This is a genomic window from Marivivens donghaensis (genome assembly GCF_011806565.1).
In the GTDB taxonomy this organism is placed as follows: Bacteria; Pseudomonadota; Alphaproteobacteria; order Rhodobacterales; family Rhodobacteraceae; genus Marivivens; species Marivivens donghaensis_A.
The window spans coordinates 43,296-65,750 of sequence record NZ_JAATOP010000008.1; the positions used below are offsets into that span (position 1 = coordinate 43,296).

23 protein-coding genes are annotated in these 22,455 nt (G+C 60.0%); 12 read left to right on the top strand and 11 right to left on the bottom strand.

Going from position 1 to position 22,455, the window contains the following annotated elements; all coding sequences use genetic code 11:
* The 6 genes from HCZ30_RS12275 to ccoN form a co-directional block, all read right to left on the bottom strand.
* Positions 1-468: a FixH family protein gene (locus HCZ30_RS12275; RefSeq protein WP_167638589.1), complete on the bottom strand. Its 468-nt coding sequence runs from the start codon at positions 466-468 to the stop codon at positions 1-3.
* Complete coding sequence (gene ccoG / locus HCZ30_RS12280; RefSeq protein WP_167638590.1) at positions 468-1,898, bottom strand: cytochrome c oxidase accessory protein CcoG; 1,431 nt, start codon at positions 1,896-1,898, stop codon at positions 468-470. Before ccoG ends, HCZ30_RS12275 begins: the two co-directional genes overlap by 1 nt.
* 263 nt (positions 1,899-2,161) lie before the next feature.
* Positions 2,162-3,094 (bottom strand): cytochrome-c oxidase, cbb3-type subunit III, encoded by a 933-nt coding sequence (gene ccoP, locus HCZ30_RS12285; RefSeq protein WP_167638591.1) that lies wholly within the window; start codon positions 3,092-3,094, stop codon positions 2,162-2,164.
* Entirely contained in the window at positions 3,091-3,282 is a 192-nt protein-coding gene (locus HCZ30_RS12290; protein ID WP_167638592.1) for a cbb3-type cytochrome oxidase subunit 3, read from the bottom strand. Before HCZ30_RS12290 ends, ccoP begins: the two co-directional genes overlap by 4 nt.
* An 11-nt stretch (positions 3,283-3,293) precedes the next feature.
* The gene (ccoO, locus tag HCZ30_RS12295; RefSeq protein ID WP_167638593.1) at positions 3,294-4,019 is read right to left on the bottom strand and encodes a cytochrome-c oxidase, cbb3-type subunit II; all 726 of its coding nucleotides are present in this window, start codon (positions 4,017-4,019) and stop codon (positions 3,294-3,296) included.
* Positions 4,020-4,031: 12 nt separating this feature from the next.
* A complete protein-coding gene (gene ccoN, locus HCZ30_RS12300) occupies positions 4,032-5,639 on the bottom strand; it encodes a cytochrome-c oxidase, cbb3-type subunit I (RefSeq protein ID WP_167638594.1) in 1,608 nt (535 codons plus the stop codon).
* A 180-nt stretch (positions 5,640-5,819) separates the two neighbouring features.
* Between ccoN and HCZ30_RS12305 the strand changes: the two genes are divergently transcribed.
* Positions 5,820-6,662, top strand: a complete 843-nt coding sequence (locus HCZ30_RS12305) for a universal stress protein (protein ID WP_167638595.1) — start codon at positions 5,820-5,822, stop codon at positions 6,660-6,662.
* A 29-nt stretch (positions 6,663-6,691) separates the two neighbouring features.
* Here the strand turns inward: HCZ30_RS12305 and fnrL are convergent, their stop codons facing one another.
* Positions 6,692-7,435 carry a transcriptional regulator FnrL gene (gene fnrL / locus HCZ30_RS12310; RefSeq protein ID WP_167638596.1) on the bottom strand — a complete coding sequence of 248 codons (744 nt, stop codon included), beginning with the start codon at positions 7,433-7,435 and terminating at the stop codon, positions 6,692-6,694.
* A gap of 70 nt (positions 7,436-7,505) precedes the next feature.
* Here fnrL and hemN point away from each other — a divergent pair, with 70 nt between their 5' ends.
* The 4 genes from hemN to HCZ30_RS12330 all read left to right on the top strand — a co-directional run bounded on the left by hemN (position 7,506) and on the right by HCZ30_RS12330 (position 12,383).
* A complete protein-coding gene (gene hemN, locus HCZ30_RS12315; protein ID WP_167638597.1) occupies positions 7,506-8,861 on the top strand; it encodes an oxygen-independent coproporphyrinogen III oxidase in 1,356 nt (451 codons plus the stop codon).
* A 61-nt stretch (positions 8,862-8,922) separates the two neighbouring features.
* Positions 8,923-10,101 carry an MFS transporter gene (locus tag HCZ30_RS12320; RefSeq protein WP_167638598.1) on the top strand — a complete coding sequence of 393 codons (1,179 nt, stop codon included), beginning with the start codon at positions 8,923-8,925 and terminating at the stop codon, positions 10,099-10,101.
* Positions 10,102-10,176: 75 nt separating this feature from the next.
* The gene (locus HCZ30_RS12325) at positions 10,177-11,199 is read left to right on the top strand and encodes an aspartate-semialdehyde dehydrogenase (RefSeq protein ID WP_167638599.1); all 1,023 of its coding nucleotides are present in this window, start codon (positions 10,177-10,179) and stop codon (positions 11,197-11,199) included.
* A 1,022-nt stretch (positions 11,200-12,221) separates the two neighbouring features.
* On the top strand, positions 12,222-12,383 hold the full coding sequence (locus tag HCZ30_RS12330) for a hypothetical protein (protein ID WP_167638600.1): 162 nt from the start codon (positions 12,222-12,224) through the stop codon (positions 12,381-12,383).
* 141 nt (positions 12,384-12,524) lie between these two features.
* Here the strand turns inward: HCZ30_RS12330 and HCZ30_RS12335 are convergent, their stop codons facing one another.
* A complete protein-coding gene (locus HCZ30_RS12335; protein WP_167638601.1) occupies positions 12,525-13,172 on the bottom strand; it encodes a carbonic anhydrase in 648 nt (215 codons plus the stop codon).
* A gap of 114 nt (positions 13,173-13,286) precedes the next feature.
* On the opposite strand from HCZ30_RS12335, the gene HCZ30_RS12340 reads away from it, so the two are divergent.
* The 3 genes from HCZ30_RS12340 to HCZ30_RS12350 are packed head-to-tail and all read left to right on the top strand — an operon-like array spanning position 13,287 to position 15,940.
* On the top strand, positions 13,287-13,706 hold the full coding sequence (locus HCZ30_RS12340; protein ID WP_167638602.1) for a hypothetical protein: 420 nt from the start codon (positions 13,287-13,289) through the stop codon (positions 13,704-13,706).
* A gap of 57 nt (positions 13,707-13,763) precedes the next feature.
* A complete protein-coding gene (locus tag HCZ30_RS12345) occupies positions 13,764-15,137 on the top strand; it encodes a leucyl aminopeptidase family protein (protein WP_167638603.1) in 1,374 nt (457 codons plus the stop codon).
* Positions 15,134-15,940 (top strand): C40 family peptidase, encoded by an 807-nt coding sequence (locus HCZ30_RS12350; protein WP_167638604.1) that lies wholly within the window; start codon positions 15,134-15,136, stop codon positions 15,938-15,940. Before HCZ30_RS12345 ends, HCZ30_RS12350 begins: the two co-directional genes overlap by 4 nt.
* Here HCZ30_RS12350 and HCZ30_RS12355 read toward each other — a convergent pair.
* Positions 15,937-16,275, bottom strand: coding sequence for a DUF2794 domain-containing protein (locus HCZ30_RS12355; protein WP_167638605.1), 339 nt, complete (start codon positions 16,273-16,275; stop codon positions 15,937-15,939). The two genes, HCZ30_RS12350 and HCZ30_RS12355, sit on opposite strands and share 4 nt — an antisense overlap.
* Before the next feature lie 57 nt (positions 16,276-16,332).
* Positions 16,333-16,557: an I78 family peptidase inhibitor gene (locus HCZ30_RS12360; RefSeq protein WP_246212794.1), complete on the bottom strand. Its 225-nt coding sequence runs from the start codon at positions 16,555-16,557 to the stop codon at positions 16,333-16,335.
* Positions 16,558-16,741: 184 nt separating this feature from the next.
* Here HCZ30_RS12360 and HCZ30_RS12365 point away from each other — a divergent pair, with 184 nt between their 5' ends.
* Positions 16,742-17,872 (top strand): S-(hydroxymethyl)glutathione dehydrogenase/class III alcohol dehydrogenase, encoded by a 1,131-nt coding sequence (locus HCZ30_RS12365; protein WP_167638607.1) that lies wholly within the window; start codon positions 16,742-16,744, stop codon positions 17,870-17,872.
* A gap of 30 nt (positions 17,873-17,902) precedes the next feature.
* Here HCZ30_RS12365 and HCZ30_RS12370 read toward each other — a convergent pair whose 3' ends face one another.
* Complete coding sequence (locus tag HCZ30_RS12370) at positions 17,903-18,523, bottom strand: TetR/AcrR family transcriptional regulator (protein WP_167638608.1); 621 nt, start codon at positions 18,521-18,523, stop codon at positions 17,903-17,905.
* A 193-nt stretch (positions 18,524-18,716) separates the two neighbouring features.
* On the opposite strand from HCZ30_RS12370, the gene mbfA reads away from it, so the two are divergent.
* From mbfA to HCZ30_RS12385, 3 genes are all read left to right on the top strand, one after another.
* On the top strand, positions 18,717-19,694 hold the full coding sequence (mbfA, locus tag HCZ30_RS12375; RefSeq protein ID WP_167638609.1) for an iron exporter MbfA: 978 nt from the start codon (positions 18,717-18,719) through the stop codon (positions 19,692-19,694).
* 115 nt (positions 19,695-19,809) lie between these two features.
* Complete coding sequence (gene gpmI, locus HCZ30_RS12380) at positions 19,810-21,330, top strand: 2,3-bisphosphoglycerate-independent phosphoglycerate mutase (protein ID WP_167638610.1); 1,521 nt, start codon at positions 19,810-19,812, stop codon at positions 21,328-21,330.
* On the top strand, positions 21,330-22,451 hold the full coding sequence (locus HCZ30_RS12385) for a murein hydrolase activator EnvC family protein (protein ID WP_167638611.1): 1,122 nt from the start codon (positions 21,330-21,332) through the stop codon (positions 22,449-22,451). Before gpmI ends, HCZ30_RS12385 begins: the two co-directional genes overlap by 1 nt.
* Positions 22,452-22,455: the final 4 nt, after the last annotated feature.

Consider the following 22,455-nt stretch of genomic DNA (forward strand, 5'->3'; position numbering starts at 1 on the left):
TTAGCCTCTGATATGGACTTGGAGTTCCTGTTTGAACTCGGTGCCGTCGTCGGCAGTGGCGGTGATCCACAAGCGCCATTGGCCGGGCTCATAGTCGATGGGGCCGCGGAAAACGGAGCCGTCGAATGTCAGGTCGAGCACTTGGTCATCACGGGTCGTGGTCGGGCGACCGAAGGTGGCCACGACGGTCGCGGGTTCGACCGCAGAACCGTTCACATTCGTAATCGCGATCTCGATGTGGTCGCCATCTACGGTGGCATCGACGGTCCAGCCCAGCGCTTCTTGCGCGGCGCGGTCACGGTCGAACGATTGGCTGGCGACGTAGGAGTTTTTCACCACCAGACCGGGGAAGGTCTCGATCGCCGAAGTGGCCATAACGATATTCACGGCGATAATGACGATGAAGAACGATGCGAAAATCGCGAAGAATTTAGAGCCGGTGATAGGGCCGCGGAAGAAACCGGTCATCAGTTCGTCTCCTTACCGTTAAAGATGGTGTCGACCGAAGCGCGTTCGTTGGTCGACAGGTCGGTGACCCAGAAAGTGAAGTCCGTGCGGTCGGTCGTCGCCGCTGTGCTGTCCGGTCCGGCTTGGACATAGACACGGATGATTTCCATCGAGTCGGCGGGCACAAGAACCAACGAGCCGTCTACGCCTTCGACCGAAAGCTCGAGGTCCGTCTCGGAGTTCAGCGCGAGGCCGAAGAGCTCTTGAGAGCCGTGCTTGTTGCGCAGGCGCACGTCGTACACGTTGCGGATCGTACCGTCGGAGAGCGTGATGAAGGTCGGATTGCGAATGGGCGAGACCGTCATTTCGATGTCCGGACGGATGAACAGCGCGAAGACGAGGCCGAAGCCAACGATGCTCCACAGCGCGGTATAAAGGATAGTGCGCGGGCGGAAGATATGCTTCCAGACCGGACGCGGCTGCGCGCCGGCACGTTCGCGCGGCTCGTCGTTCAGCGCGAGATAGTCGATGAGACCACGCGGTTTACCAATCTTGGCCATCACGTCATCACAAGCGTCGATGCACAGGCCGCAAGTGATGCATTCCATCTGCTGGCCGTTGCGGATGTCGATGCCCATCGGACAGACGTTGACGCAGGCCATACAGTCGATGCAATCGCCCTGCTGCACACCCGGCTCGGCCTTTTTCAGTTTGCCGCGAGGCTCCCCCCGCCAGTCGCGGTAGCCGATAGTCAGCGTGTCTTCGTCCATCATCGCGGCTTGGATGCGCGGCCACGGACAAGCGTAGATGCAAACCTGTTCACGGGCGATGCCGCCGAAGAAGAAGGTGGTCGCCGTGAGGATCAGCATCGTGGTGTAGGCGATCGGGTGAGCCTGCCCCGTCACGAGGTCCACTGCCAGCGTCGGCGCGTCGGTGAAATAGAAGACCCACGCACCGCCGGTTGCCAGCGCGATGACCACCCAAGCGGCCCATTTCGTCAGGCGAAGGCGCAGCTTGCGGGCGTCCCACTTCGACTTCCAGAGGCGGACGCGGGCGTTGCGGTCGCCTTCGACCCAGCGTTCCACGAGGATGAAAAGGTCGGTCCAGACTGTTTGCGGACAGGTGTATCCGCACCAGACGCGGCCCATGGCAGAGGTGAACAGGAACAGGCCGAGGCCCGCCATAATCAGCAACCCTGCGACAAAATAGAACTCGTGCGGCCAGATCTCGATCCAGAAGAAAAAGAACCGGCGATGGGCGAGATCCACAAGGATGGCCTGATCCGGCAACTCAGGCCCGCGATCCCAGCGAATCCAGGGTGCGAGGTAATAGATGCCGAGCGTGATCAGCATGATTACCCACTTGAGATTGCGGAATTTTCCTTTGACCCGGCGAGGAAATACAGGCTCGCGCGCTGCATAGAGTTGGTCTTGGGGAGCCGGAGCTGACATAGAACTATCCTGACTTGAGTGGACGCGTGTTCCTCCTTTTGCGTCCCCTTGAGCGCCCGTGCTTTGACTCAGATCAATCGTCAAAGCTGCGTGCCCGATTCAGGAATAAAAACGTAGGGTAAGGCAAAAAAACACCCCCGACCAAACACAGGGTCAGGGGTGTACCTCTCGCCAGAGAGGAAAGTCATCGGTCCTGCGTTTTGCGCGAACAGGGGGCAGACCGATGTATGCCACGCGGCGGCTGCAACGCCGCGTGGAATGGCTTACTGACCACCGCCAAGCTGGTGGACATATGCGGCAACCGCGTTGACTTCGGCTTGGGTCAGACCGCTTGCGGGGCGGTAATCTTCGAGCCAAGCGGGCATGACACCGCCGCGACCGTTCAGGATAGTTTCTTCGAGGGTGGCGAGATCGCCGCCGTAGAGCCAGACCTTGTCGTTCAGACGCGGAGCACCCGTCATTTCGTCCGAAGCCGTCGCATATTCCGGATCTTCGAATTCGCGGGTTGTGGCGAGGCTGCCTTGACCTTCTTCGCCGTGGCACGAGGCGCAGTTGTCGAGGAAGATATCTTCGCCTTCGGCAGCGGCGGCCTCATCGGTGGCTTCACCGGCCAGAAGCTGCACGTAACTGGCAACGTTGGTGATTTCCTCGTGCGACAGCACGCCGTCGAACGAAGGCATCACGCCGCCATAGCCGCGGGTGTCCATCGACTGTTCGTTGCGGATACCGTTGGTGACGGTAAATGCGATCTCTTCGATGCGGCCGCCCCAGATCCAGTCATCGTCGAGCAGGTTCGGGTAGCCCTTGGCACCCGCCGCGCCCGAACCGTGACACTGCACGCAATTCGCACGGAAGACGGCGGCGCCCATGTTTTCGGCAAAGCCGTTGAGCTCGGGGTGATCCGCGAGGGTGGCAAGATCAACGCTTTCCAGCTCGCTCACCATGGCTGCATTGGCAGCATCCACAGCGTCGATCTGTTCCTGCACCTGAGCGCGGGTCGAAAACCCGAGGATACCAGCGGTTGCCGAACGCAGGCCCGGCCAAGCGGGGTAAGCGATGGTGTAGCCGATGCCCCAGACGATGGTGGCGTAGAACACCCAGACCCACCAACGCGGCAGAGGGTTGTTGTACTCTTCGATGCCGTCCCACGAGTGGCCGGTCGTTTCGACTTCTTTCTTGTCGTCGTGCTTGCTCATTTCAGAGCCTCCAGATCAGTCGTGTCGGGTGCGGGCGCATCCTCGTGCCGGAAGGGCACGGTGGACGCGTCGTCGTGAATGGGGCGGCTGCCGGGGCGGAATGCCCAAAAACCTGCACCGACGAAGACCATGAACATGGCCAGAAGCACCCAGCTGTCAGCGATTTCGCGGAAGATGTGGTAGTTCATCGCACCCTCCGTCAGCGGCTGGCGTCAGGCGTGAAGGTCGAGAAGTCGACCAGCGTGCCCAACATCTGAAGATAGGCGACCAGCGCATCCATTTCGGTGAGCTGCGGCTGACCGTCAAAGTTAGACACGACCGCACCCGGATAACGCTCTACCAGACCGTCCCAATCCGCATCGGGGTTCACCTGAACGCGGAAGTCGGCGTTGGCGCTGGCGATCATTTCCTCGGTGTACGGAACGCCGACCATCGCGTGGGTTTCCAACAGATCGGTGATGTACTCACCGTCGATGTTGCGATCGAGGAGGAAGCCGTACTTGGGCATGACCGACTCGGGCACAACCGACTGCGGGTTGGTGAGGTGGTCGACGTGCCATTCGTCCGAATAACGACCGCCCACACGGGCAAGGTCGGGACCGGTCCGCTTGGACCCCCACTGGTGCGGGTGGTCGTACTGCGATTCCGCAGCCAGCGAGTAGTGGCCGTAGCGCTCCTGTTCGTCGCGCATTGGGCGGATCATCTGGCTGTGGCAGACATAGCACCCTTCGCGGATGTAGATTTCGCGGCCCGCGAGCTCCAGCGGGGAGTAGGGGCGCACGCCCTCTACGTCCTCGATGGTGTTCTCCAGATAGAAGAGCGGTGCAATTTCCACGATGCCGCCGATGGTCACTACGGCAAGCGAGCAAACCAGAAGCAGGGTGGCGTTCTTTTCAAGAACTTTGTGTTTATCAAGGATACCCATTTTCCGATCTCCTTATTCGGCAGCGGTTGCGATAGCAGCCGAGCGGGCGGACGGTACGCGTTTGCTGAACGCGGTCATCCAGAGGTTATAGGCCATGATCAGTGCGCCACCGAGGTAGAGGACACCGCCCAGACCGCGGACCACGTACATCGGGAACTTGGCGGCAACGGTGTCGGCGAAGGTGTTCACGAGGAAGCCGTTCGCATCGACTTCACGCCACATCAGGCCCTCCATGATGCCGGTGACCCACATCGACGAGGCGTAGAGAACGATGCCGATGGTCGCGAGCCAGAAGTGCCAGCTGACGAGCTTGAGGCTGTAGAGCGACTGGCGACCCCAGAGGCGCGGCGTCAGGAAGTAGAGCGCACCGAACGTGATCATACCGTTCCAGCCCAGCGCACCGGAGTGTACGTGGCCGATGGTCCAGTCAGTGTAGTGCGACAGCGAGTTCACGGCACGGATCGACATCATCGGACCTTCGAAGGTCGACATACCGTAGAAGCCCAGCGAGATGACCATCATACGGATGATCGGATCGGTGCGGATCTTGTCCCATGCGCCCGAGAGCGTCATCAGACCGTTGATCATACCACCCCACGAAGGCATCCAGAGGATGATCGAGAACACCATGCCGAGGGTCGAAGCCCAGTCAGGCAGCGCGGTGTAGTGCAGGTGGTGCGGACCGGCCCAGATGTACAGGAAGATCAGCGCCCAGAAGTGGATGATCGACAGCTTGTACGAATAGACGGGACGCTCGGCCTGCTTGGGCACGAAGTAGTACATCATGCCGAGGAAGCCTGCGGTCAGGAAGAAGCCCACAGCGTTGTGGCCGTACCACCACTGGGTCATCGCATCCTGTACGCCGGCCATCACTTGAACCGAACGCGCACCGAAGAACGAGACCGGAATGACGAGGTTGTTCACGATGTGCAGCATCGCGACGGTGATGATGAACGACAGGAAGAACCAGTTTGCCACGTAGATATGCGGCTCTTTGCGCTTTAGGATCGTGCCGAGGAACACCAGCAGGTAAGCGACCCAGACGATGGTCAGCCAGAGGTCGACGTACCATTCAGGCTCTGCGTATTCCTTGGACTGCGTGGCACCGAGCAGGTAGCCGGTCGCAGCCAGAACGATGAACAGGTTGTAGCCCCAGAACACGAACCACGGCAGGTTACCGCCCCACAGGCGCACAGCACTGGTTCGCTGGACGATGTAGAACGACGTTGCGATCAGCGCGTTACCACCGAAGGCGAAGATCACCGCAGAGGTGTGCAGCGGCCGCAGGCGACCGAAGTTGCCGTAGCCTTGCAGAAATTCGAAGTTCAGTGACGGATAGGCCAGCTGGAAGGCGATGAATGTGCCGACCAGAAACCCTGCCAGACCCCAGAACACGGTGGCGATGACGCCGTAGCGGATCACCCCATCGTTGTAGCCGGTGTCGATGACGGGCTGTTTGTTTTCTCCAACTTGCCGGACAGTCCAGATGAACATACCGGCGGCGACGGCCATAACGATTAGCGCGTGGACCTGATAGGCCAGGTCACGTGCGAAATTCGCAGCGACAGCGGCGAAGAGGGCCACAACCCCCAGCACCACGATCTTGATCCAATCCCACATATCAAGCGTTCCCTTCTTATACCCGTCCGGAATCATCCACGGGTTTTGCTCTTGGTGGGGTTTCTCATTCGCGAGGACGTGATGCCTTGATCCATGTCAATTATTCACCGCCGACCATCTGCTAGTCCTCGTTTAGCCGCTCGCGGGAGACGTGCGAGTCCGTGGATCTAGGAGGGTCTGATGTCCTACAAGACTGTTTCTGTTGTCGTTTCAGACGACAAGACCGACAAACACGCCCTAGCGACTGCTCGGGATTTCGCTGCCCGTGTGAATGCGCACCTCGATGTTTACTGCATCGCCGTCGACCCGACTCGCTATGACCCGATGCCGATCGGTAGCTCTGTCATCCTGCTGGAGTCCTCCATTCAGGAAGCACAGGAGCAAGCCGACAAACTGGGGAAATGGGCGACTGCGCAGCTTGGTCCGAACATGTCCAAAACCACTGTCGAAACGGTCGCCATCGCGCAGATGGGCATCGAAACCGCTATTTCGCGCCTCACACGTTATTCGGACCTGATTGTTGTGACGAAGCCTTACGGCCCCGGTCGTAATGCGCTGCACGTCAATTTGCTCGAATCGCAGCTCTTCGGTACCGACGCACCCGTTTTGATTGTTCCGGATGATCGCGCGGTCGGCGACCTCGCCTTCGCGCGGCCCGTTGTGGCGTGGAACGAAAGCGACGAGTCGCTCTCGGCGATCCGCAAATCGATTCCGCTGCTGAAAGAAGCCAAGAACGTCGACATGATTATGATCGCCCCGCCGAGCCATTCGCCCGAGCGCTCCGATCCGGGCGGTGTGGTGTGCCAGATGCTGTCCCGTCATGGCCTGCGCCCCGACATCGCCATTCTGGCCCGCACGATGCCGAAGGTGTCGGATGTCATCCTGCGCTTTGCGGCCGACCACTCAAACGACCTGATCGTTATGGGTGGCTACGGCACGTCGCGCTTCCGCGAGGCGATTCTTGGCGGCGCAACGCGTGAAATCCTCGAAAATTCCGACCTACCGATCCTGATGGCGCACTGATGTTCCAGCGCGCCCGTCAAATGATGCGATCAGGCGATCATTCCGCCGTCCATATCGTCGCCGGTTTCCATGAGCAGAGCCTGGAAATCATCGACGCGGATGCGGCGCTTGCCGTCGAGAGCGATGATGCCCTCGCGCTTGAGAGCCGAAATCTGACGGCTGACCGTTTCGAGCGTCAGGCCAAGGTAATCGGCCATCGCTTCGCGGGTGAGCGGCAGTTCGATCGTGATCTCGCCCTTGAGGTCCATCATGCCGATGGTCGACTCGCGGCGGGCGATAATGGCCAGAAGGCTGGCGATCTTCTCGCGCGCAGTCTTACGGCCAAGGATCAGCATCCATTCACGGGCCGCATCCAGTTCGTCGAGCGTCATTTCAAGCAGGCGCTGCGAAACGTGCGGCGTTGTGGTCATTATTTTCTCGAACGGTTTGCGGCGGAAACAGCAGAGGACAACCTCGCTCACCGCAACCACATCGTAGGGGGACGTCGTGCGACCCGGACGACCGATGAAATCGGACGGCAGCAGCAGGCCAACCATCTGTTTACGGCCATCTTCGAGCGTCTGGCTCAGGCTGGCGACCCCGCGCACCACCGACCCGACGAACGACATCTCGTCGCCTGCCCAGACAATCGACTGACCCGGTTCGTAGGTGCGGTAATTCTTGATCTGTTCAAGCGCTTCGAGCTCGTCGGTATCGCAACTTGCGCACACAGCGCGGTGCCGGATCGGGCACTCCTCGCAGTGGACGTGCGTATCCAAAATCAAACCACTCATATCACCAACAGTCCCTATTTGCGCACACGCATCTGGGCACATGGTAACCCATTTTTGGAAAGGAAGTGCAATGGCTTGTCGTAAGCAACTCCGAGAGCTGGGACTTTTTGACGCCCGCGCACCCCGTTATACCAGCTATCCGCCCGCGAACCACTTTAACGGCAACGTCTCTCCCGACACGACAGCCCAATGGTTGCAGGCCGTTCCAGAGGGGCAGCGCGTCTCTCTCTATGTACACATACCTTACTGTCGGCGGCTTTGCTGGTTCTGTGCTTGCCGCACACAAGGCACGTCGACGGATCGTCCGCTGGTCCCGTACCTCGCCCAACTGAAGGCCGAGCTGGCTCTGGTGGACCGTCATCTTCCTGAAAATGTGCTGATCAGCCAGATCCACCTCGGCGGCGGCACCCCTACCCTGCTTCCGCCGGACTTGATCGCCGAACTTGGTGCGGAGTTGCGTGCTTTCCGCCCGCTTGCCGAGGACCTCGAATTCTCGGTCGAGATCGACCCAACCGAGGTAGATCAGGCCCGTATTGATGCGCTTCGCGATGCAGGCATGACCCGCGCGTCGATTGGCGTGCAGGACTTCGACGAATCCGTTCAAAATGCCATCGGCCGTGCGCAGAGCTTCGAACAAACCCGCGACGTGGTCGACATGCTGCGCAAGGCCGGTGTTAGTTCGATCAACATGGATATCCTTTATGGCCTGCCGCACCAGACCCGCGAGCGGATGTCGCATTCGGTGCAGGCCGTGCTGTCACTGAACCCCGACCGCGTGGCGCTGTATGGGTATGCGCACGTACCGTGGATGGCAAAGCGTCAGGTCATGATCCCCGCCGATGCGCTGCCCGATGCAGAAACGCGCCTCGACCTGTTCGATATCGCCCGCGATCTGTTTGTGGCCGATGGCTATGACGAGATCGGCATCGACCACTATGCGCTGCCGAGCGACAGCCTTTCTATCGCGGCAGAGCGAGGCACGATGCACCGCAATTTCCAAGGCTACACCGACGACACAGCAGACGTACTGATTGGGATCGGGGCCTCCGCGATTTCGCGTTATCCACAGGGCTTTGCGCAGAACATCTCGACCTCTTCCCAGTACGCTACCGCGATTTCCGAAGGCCGCCTCGCCACCGCTCGCGGTCATGCCATGTCTGAGGATGACCGCCTGCGCTCCGATATGATCGAGGAACTGATGTGTAGCTTCTCGCTCGACCTGTCGCGGATCGCGGCCAAACATGGCGTGTCGATCGAGGCACTGCGCAGCATGACCGAGAACATGGTTGTACGCTTCCGCGATCACCTGACAGTCTCCAACGACGTGATCCAGCTGAGCGAGTCCGCGCGCCTGATCGCCCGCCTCTGCGCGCAAGAGATCGATGGCTACCACATGCCCGAAGGTCGCCATAGCCGCGCACTCTGACCGTTCACGGAGCTTGCGCAAACGCGGGCCACATGCAACCTGAGACGTCGGAGGAATTCTCATGCGTCTCGGGATCATCGTGTTGATCGCAGCCTACGGGCTGAGTCAGTTCTATCGTGCCTTTCTCGCGGTGCTCGCACCTGCGCTGGAGGCCGACATCGGCGCCACGCGAGAGGCGCTCAGCGCCGCGTCCGGCATCTGGTTTCTGGTGTTCGCGGCGATGCAAATCCCCGTGGGCGAGGCGCTCGACCGCATAGGCCCAAAGTTGACGACAACGGTGCTTTTTGCCCTCTGCGGTGCTGGCGGTGCAGCGGTCTTCGCGATGGCGACCGAGCCGTGGCACATCTCGCTTGCGATGGGGCTGATCGGTGCTGGCTGCGCGCCGGTGTTGATGGCGTCCTACTATATCTTCGCCCGCGTTTTCTCGGCTGCGGTCTTCGCATCGCTGGCGGGCATGACGCTCGGGATCGGATCGCTTGGCAATATCCTCAGCTCTGCCCCGACCGCGTGGGCTGTCGACGCGTTCGGCTGGCGCGCGACGATCTGGGCGATGGCCGGCTTTACGTTCGTTGTGGCGATTTTCGTCTTACTGACTGTGAAAGACCCCGAGAAAGTTACCTCTGACAAACGCGGTAGCGTGATCGATGTTCTGAAGATTCCCGCGCTTTGGCCTGTGTTCGCCATGGTCGCCGTGAACTACGTCCCCGCCGCTTCGCTTCGCGGCCTTTGGTCGGGTCAGTACCTCTCCAACGTTTTTGGCGCGGACGCAGCGCTGATCGGCAAGGTGACACTGGTGATGGGCCTCGCCATGATCTTCGGCAACCTGTCCTACGGACCCGTTGACCGCATGGTCGGTTCGCGCAAATGGGTCGTCTGGGCAGGGAATGCGATCTGTCTGTTTGCCCTGCTCGCGCTGGCCGTCGTCCCGAACAAAGGTGTCGGCTACGCTACCATCATGCTGGCGATTATCGGTTTCTTCGGCGCATCTTTCCCGCTCATCATGGCGCACGGTCGCAGCTTCATCCCGCCGCACCTCGTGGGCCGCGGCGTGACACTGCTGAACCTCTTCTCGCTGGGCACCGTGGGCGTGGTGCAGTTCACCGCCGCGCCCCTGTCAAAGGTCATCTTTACCGATGACCGGAGCCTCACGGACAGCTACGCCATTATCTTTGCCGGATATGCGGTGCTGCTGGGCGCTGGCCTGCTGATTTATCTGTTCGCAAAAGATAGTTCAGAATGACACAGAATTGCGCGGGGCCTTTCCCTCGCGCAGCTTTGGGTCTATAGCGCACACGGTTTATTCAAGGAGAGGCCGATGGGCTACAAAGTCGTCGTCGTTGGCGCCACGGGCAACGTGGGCCACGAAATGCTCAACATCCTCGCTGAACGCGAGTTTCCGGTTGATGAAATTGCTGCGCTGGCCAGCCGAAAATCGCTCGGCACCGAAGTCAGCTTTGGCGACAAGACTCTGAAGACCCAGGACCTCGAACAGTTCGACTTCACCGGCTGGGACATCGCTCTCTTCGCGATCGGTTCGGACGCGACGAAGAAGTACGCACCGAAGGCTGCCAGCCAAGGCTGCGTCGTCATCGATAACTCGTCGCTCTACCGCTACGACCCCGATGTTCCGCTGATCGTTCCGGAAGTGAACGCCGACGAAGTCGTGAACTACACGAAGAAAAACATCATCGCGAACCCGAACTGCTCGACCGCGCAGATGGTTGTGGCACTGAAGCCGCTGCATGACCGCGCCAAGATCAAGCGCGTCGTCGTGTCGACCTACCAGTCCGTTTCGGGCACCGGCAAGGAAGCCATCGACGAGCTTTGGAACCAGACCAAGGGCATGTACGTCCCCGGTCAGGAAGTCGCTCCGTCGGTTTACCCTAAGCAGATCGCCTTCAACGTGATCCCGCACATCGACGTCTTCATGGACAGCGGCGACACCAAGGAAGAATGGAAGATGGTCACCGAGACCAAGAAGATCGTCGACAAGAGCATCAAGGTCACCGCGACCTGCGTGCGCGTCCCGACCTTCGTCGGCCACGCCGAATCGATCAACGTCGAGTTCGAAGAGTTCCTCGACTGGGAAGAAGCGACCGACATCCTGCGCGAAGCTCCGGGCATCATGGTCGTCGATAAGCGCGAAGCTGGTGGCTATGTCACTCCGGTCGAATGCGTTGGCGACTTCGCGACCTTCATCAGCCGCATCCGTCAGGACGTGACCGTCGAAAACGGCATCAACTTCTGGTGCGTCTCGGACAACCTGCGTAAGGGCGCTGCTCTGAACGCGGTTCAGATCGCGGAAGTCCTCGGCCAACGCTGCCTGAAAAAGGGCTGATCCCAGCCTTCAGCAACATTCGAGGCCGTCTACCGAAAGGTGGGCGGCCTTATTCTTTTCGGGATAGGCCGATTCTCTTGGCGACTCACCGATACCTTTCGCTAGGTCATTTCACCGAACGCGCCGGGGCGCCGACAGTGGTGCGGGAAATGTTGCACCACCTAAGTCTATTTTTGAGAATTCATCCGATCCTGAGAAATATACATTCGTATTATTTGATAGACTTTTTCAGCTTTTGATCAGTCCTTTGGTCAACTGCCGCCCAACCCTCGCGGCGATAATCTCACTATTGAGAAGACAAACGGGCGGGGGCCTCGAAATCTTCTCAGTGAGGTGTCTCGGCCAAGGGGGAAAGCGCCATGACAAAGCATCAACTGCCACAACCCGATGGGTCTTTGTTCCGCGTTAAGAGTACGGGTTGGCAATTCAGTTCGCAGCACCTGTGTGGTTCGCGTATCGCTGCAAAACCGCGTCATGTGCTTTTCTCACGGTAACTAGTTCGAAAGGCTCGGAAAAATGAACCTTCTTGTCAAAGCGAGAGACGGCCGCCGCACGGCATTGGCCTCTTTGGAAATGTGGGAACGGAATATCTTTGGACAGGGTAACGAGTACCCGCATCGCCCGCGACCATTGCTGAAGAAGCGCTAAGGACGCTAAGCAGCTACAACCTTGGCAGAGCAGCCCGGCTTCGGTCGGGCTGTTCGCATTTTTGACGGGCATCTGCCTGCCTGAAGGCAGAACTTCCTATCTCCATAACCCGATACGGGAATATCGAACGAATATTCCATTATGTACTTTTGCACCACATCTTCCCCGTTGTAGAAGCTGAATGGAATCACACCTTGAGGTAGTGTTGGACATGAGGCGGTGGTGTCCCAATCCGCTAACGCCTCGCTCGCTCGACCAACCTTCCTCGGTCCGGTGGCGTCCGTGTCCCAATCCACTGACGTCACCGGATGCGAGCGGTCACCTTAAAATTTAACGGCCTTGCCCCCGAAGGCACTCTGGAATGGACATGTGAAATGACCATCAAGGATATCCTTTGGCGAAAAACGCCTTTTGCCACCAGCGCGCCCACGCGGCGTGCGAAGGACGAAAACAGGGTTACGCGCGACGAGATCGCTTCGCTCTTTGCCGAAGAGCTGGGCTATCGCTCGCGAAGGAAGCCCCGCCGCATGGGATAGATAGATGACGCTTCTGGACAAAGCCCGACAAGGCCGCCGCAACGCACTTCTTCGTCGTTACATGCGCCAGAGTTGGATGCGCCGCGTTATCGGTCGAGGCATGATCCAGATGTGAAAAAGGCGCCTCGCGGCGCCTCTCTCTTAGATCAGGTGGAACTTGCTGTCCGTCGGATCGAGGAACTCCAGCGTTCCTTCACCGATGTCATTGTAGAGACCGTGGAGCGTCAGCATTCCATCTTCCATCGCCTTCTGCACGAATGGGAAGGTCGACAGGTTTTCGAGGCTTACCAGCACGGCTTCACGCTCAAGCGCCTTGACCTGCTGCTCTTCCGGCAGTTCCGAGACGCGCTCGAAACCAGGACGAAGCAGGTTCAGCCAAGTGCCAACGAAGGACGTTTTCTCTTCCAATTCAGGCGCATTGCCGTGGCACATCGCGTGACAACCGGCGACGCCGCCGCACTGCGAGTGACCCATGACGATGATGTGGGCAACCTTGAGCGAGCTGACAGCGTATTCGACCGCTGCCGACGTACCGTGGTGATCGCCATCGGGAGTGTAGGGCGGCACGAGGTTTGCAATGTTGCGGTGAATGAAGAACTCACCAGTCTCCGCACCGAAAATGGAAGTGACATGCACACGGCTATCGCAGCAGGAAATCACCATCGCGCGGGGGCGCTGGCCCTCATCGGCAAGGCGGCGATACCAAGCGCGGTTTTCGGTGTATGCCGTGGCTTTCCAGCCTTGGTAGCGGCGGACCAGATATTCGGGAAGCGGGCGGGCGGAATGCATCATCTCTCCGTTCGTTTATTCACGGCTAATTAGGCGGCATTTGCGCGAAGTTCGAAACATTTCTCGACGCGACGTAAACCGCTTTGGAACCACAGTGATCGTAACCAGCTACTCATGCAAGACACACAGACACATCGTATCGCCCCCGCGCCTCAGACCCGCAACGTCGTGCGGCTCGATCCATCCGACACAGGCACGACCGATCCGTCGCGCGCCTACCAACTTTTCCACGGGCTCAGTCTGACTGATACCGAGGACCTTATCGCCAACGCGACCGAGGAGCTCGATGTGCTCTTCGCCCGCATCAGGGCCAAACATTTCGACTGTGATTTCGGCGACCTGCCCGATCTGGGTTACGAAGTCGCCGCCACAGCCAAGCACTACGGCCTCGACAAGATCGGCAAAGTCGCGATGGACATGATCAACTGTGCCAGAATCCACGATCCGATGGCTCTGGCGGCCGTTGTGGCGCGTTTGGGCCGGCTTGTCCATCGTGCACCAGAGCATCTATGGACCGCACGAGACGCGCAATGAAGTGACTTGCAGGCACCGCGCGGATGGATACGCTGGGCGAAAACCACGGAGCCCGAATTGAACTTTGCTGCGCCCGACGCCCCCGCAATCACCCTCGAAGCCGTCACTTCTGCAAACTGGTCCGCTGTCCAGAATGGACTGACGGAAAACGCCCAGGCTTGGGCCAAGGTGCAGGGGTTCGACGGCGGCGCGGGTCAGGTTCTGACGTTGCCGAACACGGATGGCGGCATCGAGCGCGCATTCATCGGAATGGGCGACCAAAAAGCGCAAAGCCGCCAAAGGTTTATTGTCGCTGCGGGTGCCGCGAAACTGCCCGAAGGTGCCTATGACCTGAAAGGCCTCGAAGGCGCTGCACTTGAAGAAGCCGCGCTTGGCTGGCTGCTGGCGTCCTACCGTTTCGACCGATACCGCAAGCAGAGCGAGATGAAGGCGACGCTGGTCGCACCTAAGGGCATCGACGCAGACCGTATTCTGACCATCGCCAAGGGCGAGCGCCTGACGCGCGATCTGATTAACACGCCCGCCTCCGACATGGGCCCGCCCGATCTGGAAGCCGCCGCCCGCAAACTGGCCGAGGAACACGGCGCAAGCATCGAAGTCACCGTTGGCGACGGCCTGCTGGAAAAGAACTTCCCGATGGTCCACGCCGTCGGCCGCGCTGCGAACCGCGCGCCCCGTCTGATCGATATGCGTTGGGGCAGCGAAGGTCCGACGCTGACGTTGGTTGGTAAGGGTGTCTGTTTTGACACCGGCGGCCTGAACATCAAGCCGTCGTCGTCGATGGGTCTGATGAAGAAAGATATGGGCGGCTCTGCCACTGTGCTCGGCCTTGCGCATATGATCATGGGCCTCGGGCTGAAGCTGCGCCTGCGCGTCCTGATCCCTGCCGTCGAAAACTCCATCGCCGGTAATGCCTTCCGTCCGCAGGATATTCTGAACAGCCGCAAGGGTCTCACGGTAGAGATCAACAACACTGACGCCGAAGGCCGCCTCGTCCTCGCCGACGCGCTGACCTATGGCAGCGAAGAAAACCCCGATCTGATCGTCTCCATGGCGACGCTGACCGGTGCGGCCCGCGTGGCTGTCGGCCCTGACCTGGCGCCGTTCTACACCGATCATGATGACGATGCATCCGCGCTGGCGATTGCTGCCGTTCAGGTCGCCGATCCGGTCTGGCGGATGCCGTTCCACAATCCCTACGAGGCGATGATCGAACCGGGCGTCGCGGACCTCGACAATGCGCCGAAGGGTGGTTTTGCAGGGTCCATAACGGCCGCCCTGTTCCTGCGCCGTTTCGTCGATGCGCCGCGCTACATGCACTTCGACATTTATGGCTGGCAGCCTTCCGCAGCGCCCGCGCGCCCGCAGGGCGGCGTCGGCCAAGGTGCCCGCGCTCTGCTCGAAGCACTGCCAAAAATGCTCGGCCTATGACCGACAGACGGACCACGCCTGCCAATTCGCGGGTTGCGGCGGCTTACCTTAAGGGGACGGTTACCGCGCCGCGATACACCGAAGGTCATACCGCCTATGTCGCGGCCCCGCTCGTCGAATTACTCGACATTCCGGGCGGTCGGCGTGACAGGCAGCTTCAGGCAGGCACGCCCCTGACCGTGTATGAAGACGATGCCGGCTGGAGCTACGTCCAGTCGCAACGCACCGGCTACGTCGGCTACGTTCTGTCCGCGCAACTCAGCACCGATTGGGCTCCTGATCACCGGATTAGCTCCTTCGGAACGCACATTTACCGCGAAGCGTCGATAAAATCGCCGAACCTCAGTTTCATCGGATTTGGCGCGGAATTGCCTGTGTTAGACACGAGCGACAAATTCGCGAAGACCCCGCTCGGCTACGTTCCGGTCCAGCATATCGAGCGCAATGACGTCAGCCGCAAGGACCCCGTCGCTGTTGCCGAGCTGCACCTCAATGTCCCGTATCTCTGGGGCGGCAACTCCACACGCGGGATCGATTGCTCGGGCTTGGTGTCCGCATCATTTGGGGCATGCGGGGTACACTGCGCGGGTGACAGTGACCTGCAAGAACAGTCTTGCGGCGCGGCGCTAACCGACACAAAACCGGAGCGCGGCGATCTGTTCTTCTGGCCGGGTCACGTGGCGATTGTTTACGACGATAAGAACATCATCCACGCCAACGCGCATCACATGGCAGTCGCGATCGAGGATATGGATGACGCGCTGCGCAGGACCGGGCCCGTCCGGACCCACCGCAGGATCTAATCGACGGCGCGAATCAGTTTGCGCTCCAGCGGCACCAGAACCTGTTTCAGATCGTTGCCCCGCTTGAGGATCATGCCCTCTGCCGAAATCACGGAATACTGGCCCTGCTTCATGCGAAATTTGGGTCGTTTTTCAATGCGGTAAAGCGGAAATTCGGCGGTCCGCCGAAACACGGAAAACACCGCGACATCCTTCAGCGCGGAGATGCCGTAGTCCCGCCATTCGCCCGCAGCGACCATCCGCCCGTAAAGGCCGAGGATAATGTGCAGCTCGGTCCGGTGAAACGACACCTGCTCTGACGAGCCAATAAACGGGGTGGGCGGTTGCAGCGTCATACTTCAAAGTTGCGGTATTTTCTTCGCAAATCAAGCACCCTGCCCGTTTGACCTGTCTCAAGAACAATAAATCCGGTCGATGATCCCGTTTTCATCGATCTCGAAATTGAGCCTGCGCATCCGGTATTCCATCGTGACAATGTCGCCGGGGCGTAGAATTCGCACCTCGTCGAGGATGAGCACTTTCTCCAGCGCGTAGTCCGGCTGTCCGATCAAATCGGCGTATTGCGAACCACCGCAAGTGTCGTAGGCTTCTTCGGGAAAAGCCGGTGGTGGTGTCAACTCGGTGGTTCCACATCCGGTCAAAATCGCGCAAATGACGGAAACGAAAGAAAAACGTCGCACTTGTTACTCCTGTCATAGCGGGTGAAACGATTTGAAAGGAAATGGGAAGACCCATCAATAGCAACGTTGTTTTCACCCTCGCTTTATCGCAGTTTGGACCCATTCAGAGGAGGATTTCTTAATGCGTACCCGTGCCGCCGTCGCCCTTGAGGCTGGCAAACCGCTCGAGGTCATGGACGTGAACCTCGAAGGCCCGAAAGAGGGCGAGGTTCTGGTCGAGATCAAGGCCACCGGCATTTGCCATACCGACGAATTTACCCTTTCGGGCGCTGACCCCGAAGGTCTGTTTCCCGCCATCCTCGGTCACGAAGGCGCTGGCGTCGTTGTCGAAGTAGGACCCGGCGTTAAAAACCTGAAGCCCGGCGACCACGTCATTCCGCTCTACACGCCGGAATGCCGCGAGTGCCCGAGCTGCCTCAGCCAGAAGACCAACCTCTGTACCTCGATCCGTGGCACCCAAGGTCAGGGGCTGATGCCCGATGGCACCTCGCGTTTCTCGATGCTCGATGGCACGCCGATCCTGCACTACATGGGCTGCTCGACCTTCGCGAACCACACGGTCCTGCCGGAAATCGCGCTCGCCAAAATCCGTGAAGACGCGCCGTTCGACAAGGTCTGCTACATCGGCTGCGGCGTCACCACCGGCGTGGGCGCTGTCATCAACACCGCGCAGGTCGAGGCAGGCGCGACCGCCGTCGTCTTTGGCCTCGGCGGCATCGGTCTGAACGTCATTCAGGGTCTGCGCCTCGCAGGTGCCGACATGATTATCGGCGTCGACCTCAACAACGATAAAAAGGAATGGGGCGAACGCTTCGGCATGACCCATTTCGTCAACCCGAAGGAAATCGGCGAAGACATCGTGCCGTACATCGTCAATATGACCAAGCGTCGTGGCGACCTGATCGGCGGCGCGGATTACACCTTTGACTGCACCGGCAACACGACTGTCATGCGTCAGGCGCTGGAATGTTCGCACCGTGGTTGGGGTCAGTCGATCGTGATCGGCGTGGCTGCTGCTGGCGCAGAAATCAGCACCCGCCCGTTCCAGCTGGTCACCGGCCGCGTCTGGAAAGGCACCGCGTTCGGCGGCGCCCGCGGGCGTACCGACGTTCCGAAGATCGTCGACTGGTACATGGAAGGGAAGATCGAAATCGACCCGATGATTACCCACACGCTTTCGCTGGATGACATCAACAAGGGCTTCGACCTGATGCACGAAGGCAAGTCGATCCGTTCGGTCGTCGTGTACTAAACTTTACGGCCCTCGCCTTCGGGCGGGGGCTTACTTCACACCGTAGCGGGCGAGGAACATCTCGACCGCGCCATCGGCGACACGCTTCTTTTCGGCGTCGGTGAATTCGGACTGGTTCAGGAACAGTCCACGGTCGACGATGTCGGCCTTACAAAGCATCTCGAACTGATCAGCCGCGAGGTCGATGTCTTCGATAGCCAGCTCACCGCGCTCGACGTATTTCTTCAGGAATTTCCCGATTTTCATGCGCCCGTTTGAAGGGCCGCAGGTGTAGAACTGTTCACCAACGGCAGGGAAACGCTCGGCCTCGGCAACGCACATGCGGTACATGCGGCGATTGAAGGGACGGGTCAGAATTTCGATAAACTCGCGCGCGGCAAAGTTCAGCATGTCAGGCAGGGACAGCTTAAGATCGACGCGAGAGGAGATATTCTCCGCCTGCACCTGACATTCGATACGTGCAACCTCCATGAACAGCAGGCGCTTGTCGGGAAAGTAGCTATAGAGCGTTGCCTTGGAGACCCCCGCCGCTTTGGCGATGTCGTCCACGCTGGCTCCGTCAAAGCCATCCCTCAGGAACACTTCGCGTGCCCCTTCGATAACCTGTTCGAACTTGCGTCCGCGTTTGATGTCCTGATCGCCGTCCGGCATGGCCACTCCTTTGAGATAGCCGAGTTTAGCCGCATCGACGCCGAACTCACAAGCAAAGCTTATGACTGCATGACACACGGTGTCGTGGCGTTTTCGTCAGTCACACTCGCCGTATCGGAGCTTGGCCAATCTGTCACGGTTGCTAATCCGGCAATTCGGCATAGGCTGAACGCAGACACCCTAGGAGGTCGCCATGCTCTCTGCACTCGCCCAGCGCCGTCGGTTTAAGGATCTGACAGAACAGGAAATTCTGGCTCTCGCAATTTCGTCCGAGGAGGACGATGCGCGTATATACAGAATGTATGGCAAGAGCCTCCGCGCCGAATTCCCCGCCAGCGCGGCCGTTTTCGACGAGATGGCAGCAGAGGAAGACACGCACCGCGAACGCCTGATTGCAGAGCACCAGCGCCGCTTTGGTGATGTGATTCCGCTGATCCGCCGCGAACACGTCAGCGGCTACTACACCCGCCGCCCCGTCTGGCTGGTCGAAAACCTCGGCATCGAGCGTATCCGCGAAGAAGCCGCCAACATGGAGCGCGATGCGGAGCGGTTTTACCTTGCTGCGGCCAAGTCGACCTCGGATGCAGGCACCCGCAAACTGCTCGGCGATCTGGCTGCGGCGGAAGCGGGCCATAACCAGAAAGCCGTCGACCTCGAACACGAGCACCTGACCGACGAGCACATCGACGACGAAGCAAAAGCCGCGCACCGTCAGTTCGTCCTGACCTACGTCCAGCCGGGTCTGGCGGGTTTGATGGACGGCTCGGTGTCGACCCTCGCCCCTATCTTTGCAACCGCATTTGCGACCGAAGACCCGATGACCACGCTTCAGGTCGGCCTCGCCGCGTCGATCGGTGCGGGCATTTCCATGGGCTTTACCGAGGCCGCTTCGGACGACGGTCAAATCTCGGGCCGCGGCTCGCCGGTCAAACGCGGTGTCGCAACGGGCGTGATGACCACGCTCGGCGGTCTGGGTCACGCCCTGCCCTACCTCATCCCGCATTTCTGGACGGCGACCGTCATCGCGCTGATCATCGTCTTCGTTGAACTCTGGGCAATTACGTGGATCCAGAACAAATACATGGACACCCCGTTCTTCCGCGCCGCATTCCAAGTCGTCGTCGGCGGCGCACTGGTGTTTGCCGCAGGTGCCCTGATCGGGGCGGGCTAGTCACGATCTGCGAAAAATCGCTGTTCCACGCAGTATTTTCATACCGCCGAAACCGTAGGGCTGTTCCTTGGCCCGACGGAACGCTAAGACTTGCCCGAGTATGAAGGAGCCGATTATGAGCCGACCCAAACCCGTTGTCCTGTGTATTCTCGACGGTTGGGGTAAGCGCGCGGACAGCACCGCCAACGCGCCGACCCTTGCGAACACCCCCACATTCGACCGTCTTCAGTCCGAATGCCCCACGGCAGAGCTGATTACGCACGGTCCGGACGTCGGCCTTCCTACCGGCCAGATGGGCAACTCCGAAGTCGGCCATACCAACATCGGCGCGGGCCGCGTCGTTGCCATGGACCTTGGCCAGATCGACCTGTCGATGGAAGACGGCAGCTTCGGTGAAAAAGAAGCGCTGGTCGACTTCATCGACAAGATCAAGGAAACCGGCGGCCGCGCGCACCTGATGGGCGTTGTGTCGGACGGCGGCGTTCACGGTCACATCGACCACATCGTCTCCGCCGCCAAGGTTCTGCGCGATGCTGGCCTGCCTGTCGTGCTGCACGCGATCACCGATGGTCGCGATGTCGCGCCGAAGTCGGCTGACGGTTTCATAAAAGACCTGCTCGACCGTCTGCCGGAGGGCTGCGACGTCGTCACCGTGACAGGCCGCTACTACGCGATGGACCGCGACAACCGTTGGGAACGCGTTTCGACCGCCTACGAGGCAATGGTCGACGGCAAAGGCCAATTCACTGCCGACAACGCTGCGCAGGCCGTCGAAGATGCCTATGGTCGCGACGAAATGGACGAGTTCATCAAGGCGACTGTCATCGGCGATTATGATGGCGTGAAAGAGGGTGACGGCCTGTTCTGCCTGAACTTCCGCGCTGACCGTGCCCGCGAAATCCTCGCCGCAATCGGCAACCCCGAGTTTGACGGCTTCGATCGTGGAGCGCTGCCGCCGTTCGCCGCGCTGCTCGGCATGGTGCAGTACTCGTCGGCCCACAACGAGTGGTACGAGACCGTTTTCCCGAAGCGCGAAATCGTCAACACTCTTGGCGCTTGGGTTGCCAAGCACGGCCTGACCCAGTTCCGTCTGGCGGAGACCGAAAAATACCCGCACGTCACGTTCTTCCTCAACGGCGGCAAAGAAGAGCCCGAGGAAGGCGAAGACCGTTACATGCCGAAATCGCCCAAGGTCGCGACCTATGACCTCCAGCCCGAAATGTCGGCGCCCGAAGTGACCGAGAAGTTCGTGGAAGCCATCGAAAAAGGGTACGATCTGATCGTCACCAACTACGCCAACCCCGACATGGTCGGTCACACCGGTGATCTGGATGCCGCGATCAAGGCTTGCGAAGCTGTCGATCAGGGCCTGACCAAGGTCGTTGCAGCGCTCGAAAAAGCTGGCGGCGCGATGGTGATCACTGCCGACCACGGTAACTGCGAAACGATGATCGACCCTGAAACCGGCGGCGCACACACTGCGCACACGCTGAACCACGTTTCGGTAGCTGTATTCGGCGCGCCCGAAGGCACGACACTCCGCAACGGTCGCCTCGCGGATCTCGCTCCGACCATTTTGGACCTGATGGGACTGGAGAAACCGGAAGAGATGACCGGGGAAAGCCTGATCAAGTGATGATCCGCGCAGCGGCAATTGTATTTGCTCTCTGGTCCGGTGCCGCAATCGCGGAAACCGGTCCGGCAGAGGCTGCGCAGGCGGCGGTGCAGCGGATCGAGTCCGCTGCGCTTATGCTCGACGATGCGTCCTCGGCTGATGACCGCGTTGCGGCACTGACCGAGACTGTCCGAGCCTACGAGGAAGGCCTGATTTCGCTTCGCGAGGGGCTGCGCAGGGCATCAATCCGCCAGACCACCCTCGAACAGAAGCTCGAAGCGAAGTCGGACGAGATCGGCAACCTGCTGGGCGTGCTGCAATCCATGAGCCGCTCTCCCGCTCCTGTTCTGTTGCTACACCCCTCCGGTGCACTCGGCACGGCGCGGTCGGGTATGATCGTGGCGGATGTGACACCTGCGCTTCAGGATCAGGCGAACGAGCTGAAGGCCGAGCTGGAAGAGGTCGCCACCCTCCGCGACATTCAGGCGAATGCTGCGGAAATGCTGTCGGAGGGCCTCGACGGAGCGCAAGCGGCGCGCACCGCGCTTTCGGAAGCCGTTTCCAAGCGCGAAGACATGCCCCAACGCTTCGTCGAAGATCAGGTGCAGATGGCTCTGCTGATCGCGTCCGTTGAAACGCTCGATGCGCTGGCAAGCGGGCTCGACGATACGATCAACGGTGACGTCACCGGCGTGGCCCCCGATGCGCTGGCGCTGCGCGGTGAAATCCCGCTGCCCGTACAGGGCCGCATCCTGCGCGGCTTCAACGAAGAAGACCTTGCCGGCATCGTCCGTCCGGGCACGCTGATTGCAACACAGCCTCGCACGATGGTGGTTACTCCGGTCGCGGCGACGCTCCGTTTTCGCGGACAATTGCTCGACTACGGTAACGTCGTGGTGACTGAGCCCGCTGCGGGCATCCTTTTCATTTACGCCGGACTGGCAGATGTGTTTGGTGAGGTCGGTGACGTGCTGCCAGCCGGAACGCCGGTCGGCCTGATGGGAGGCGATGCGCCTCTCGTTGACGAGATTTTGACCGATCTCGACGCAGGAGCGGGCGCACGCGCGACGGAGAGCCTTTATCTCGAAGTGCGAGAGGGGCAAACTCCGGTAGACCCCGCGACTTGGTTCGCGATCGAATAGAGGT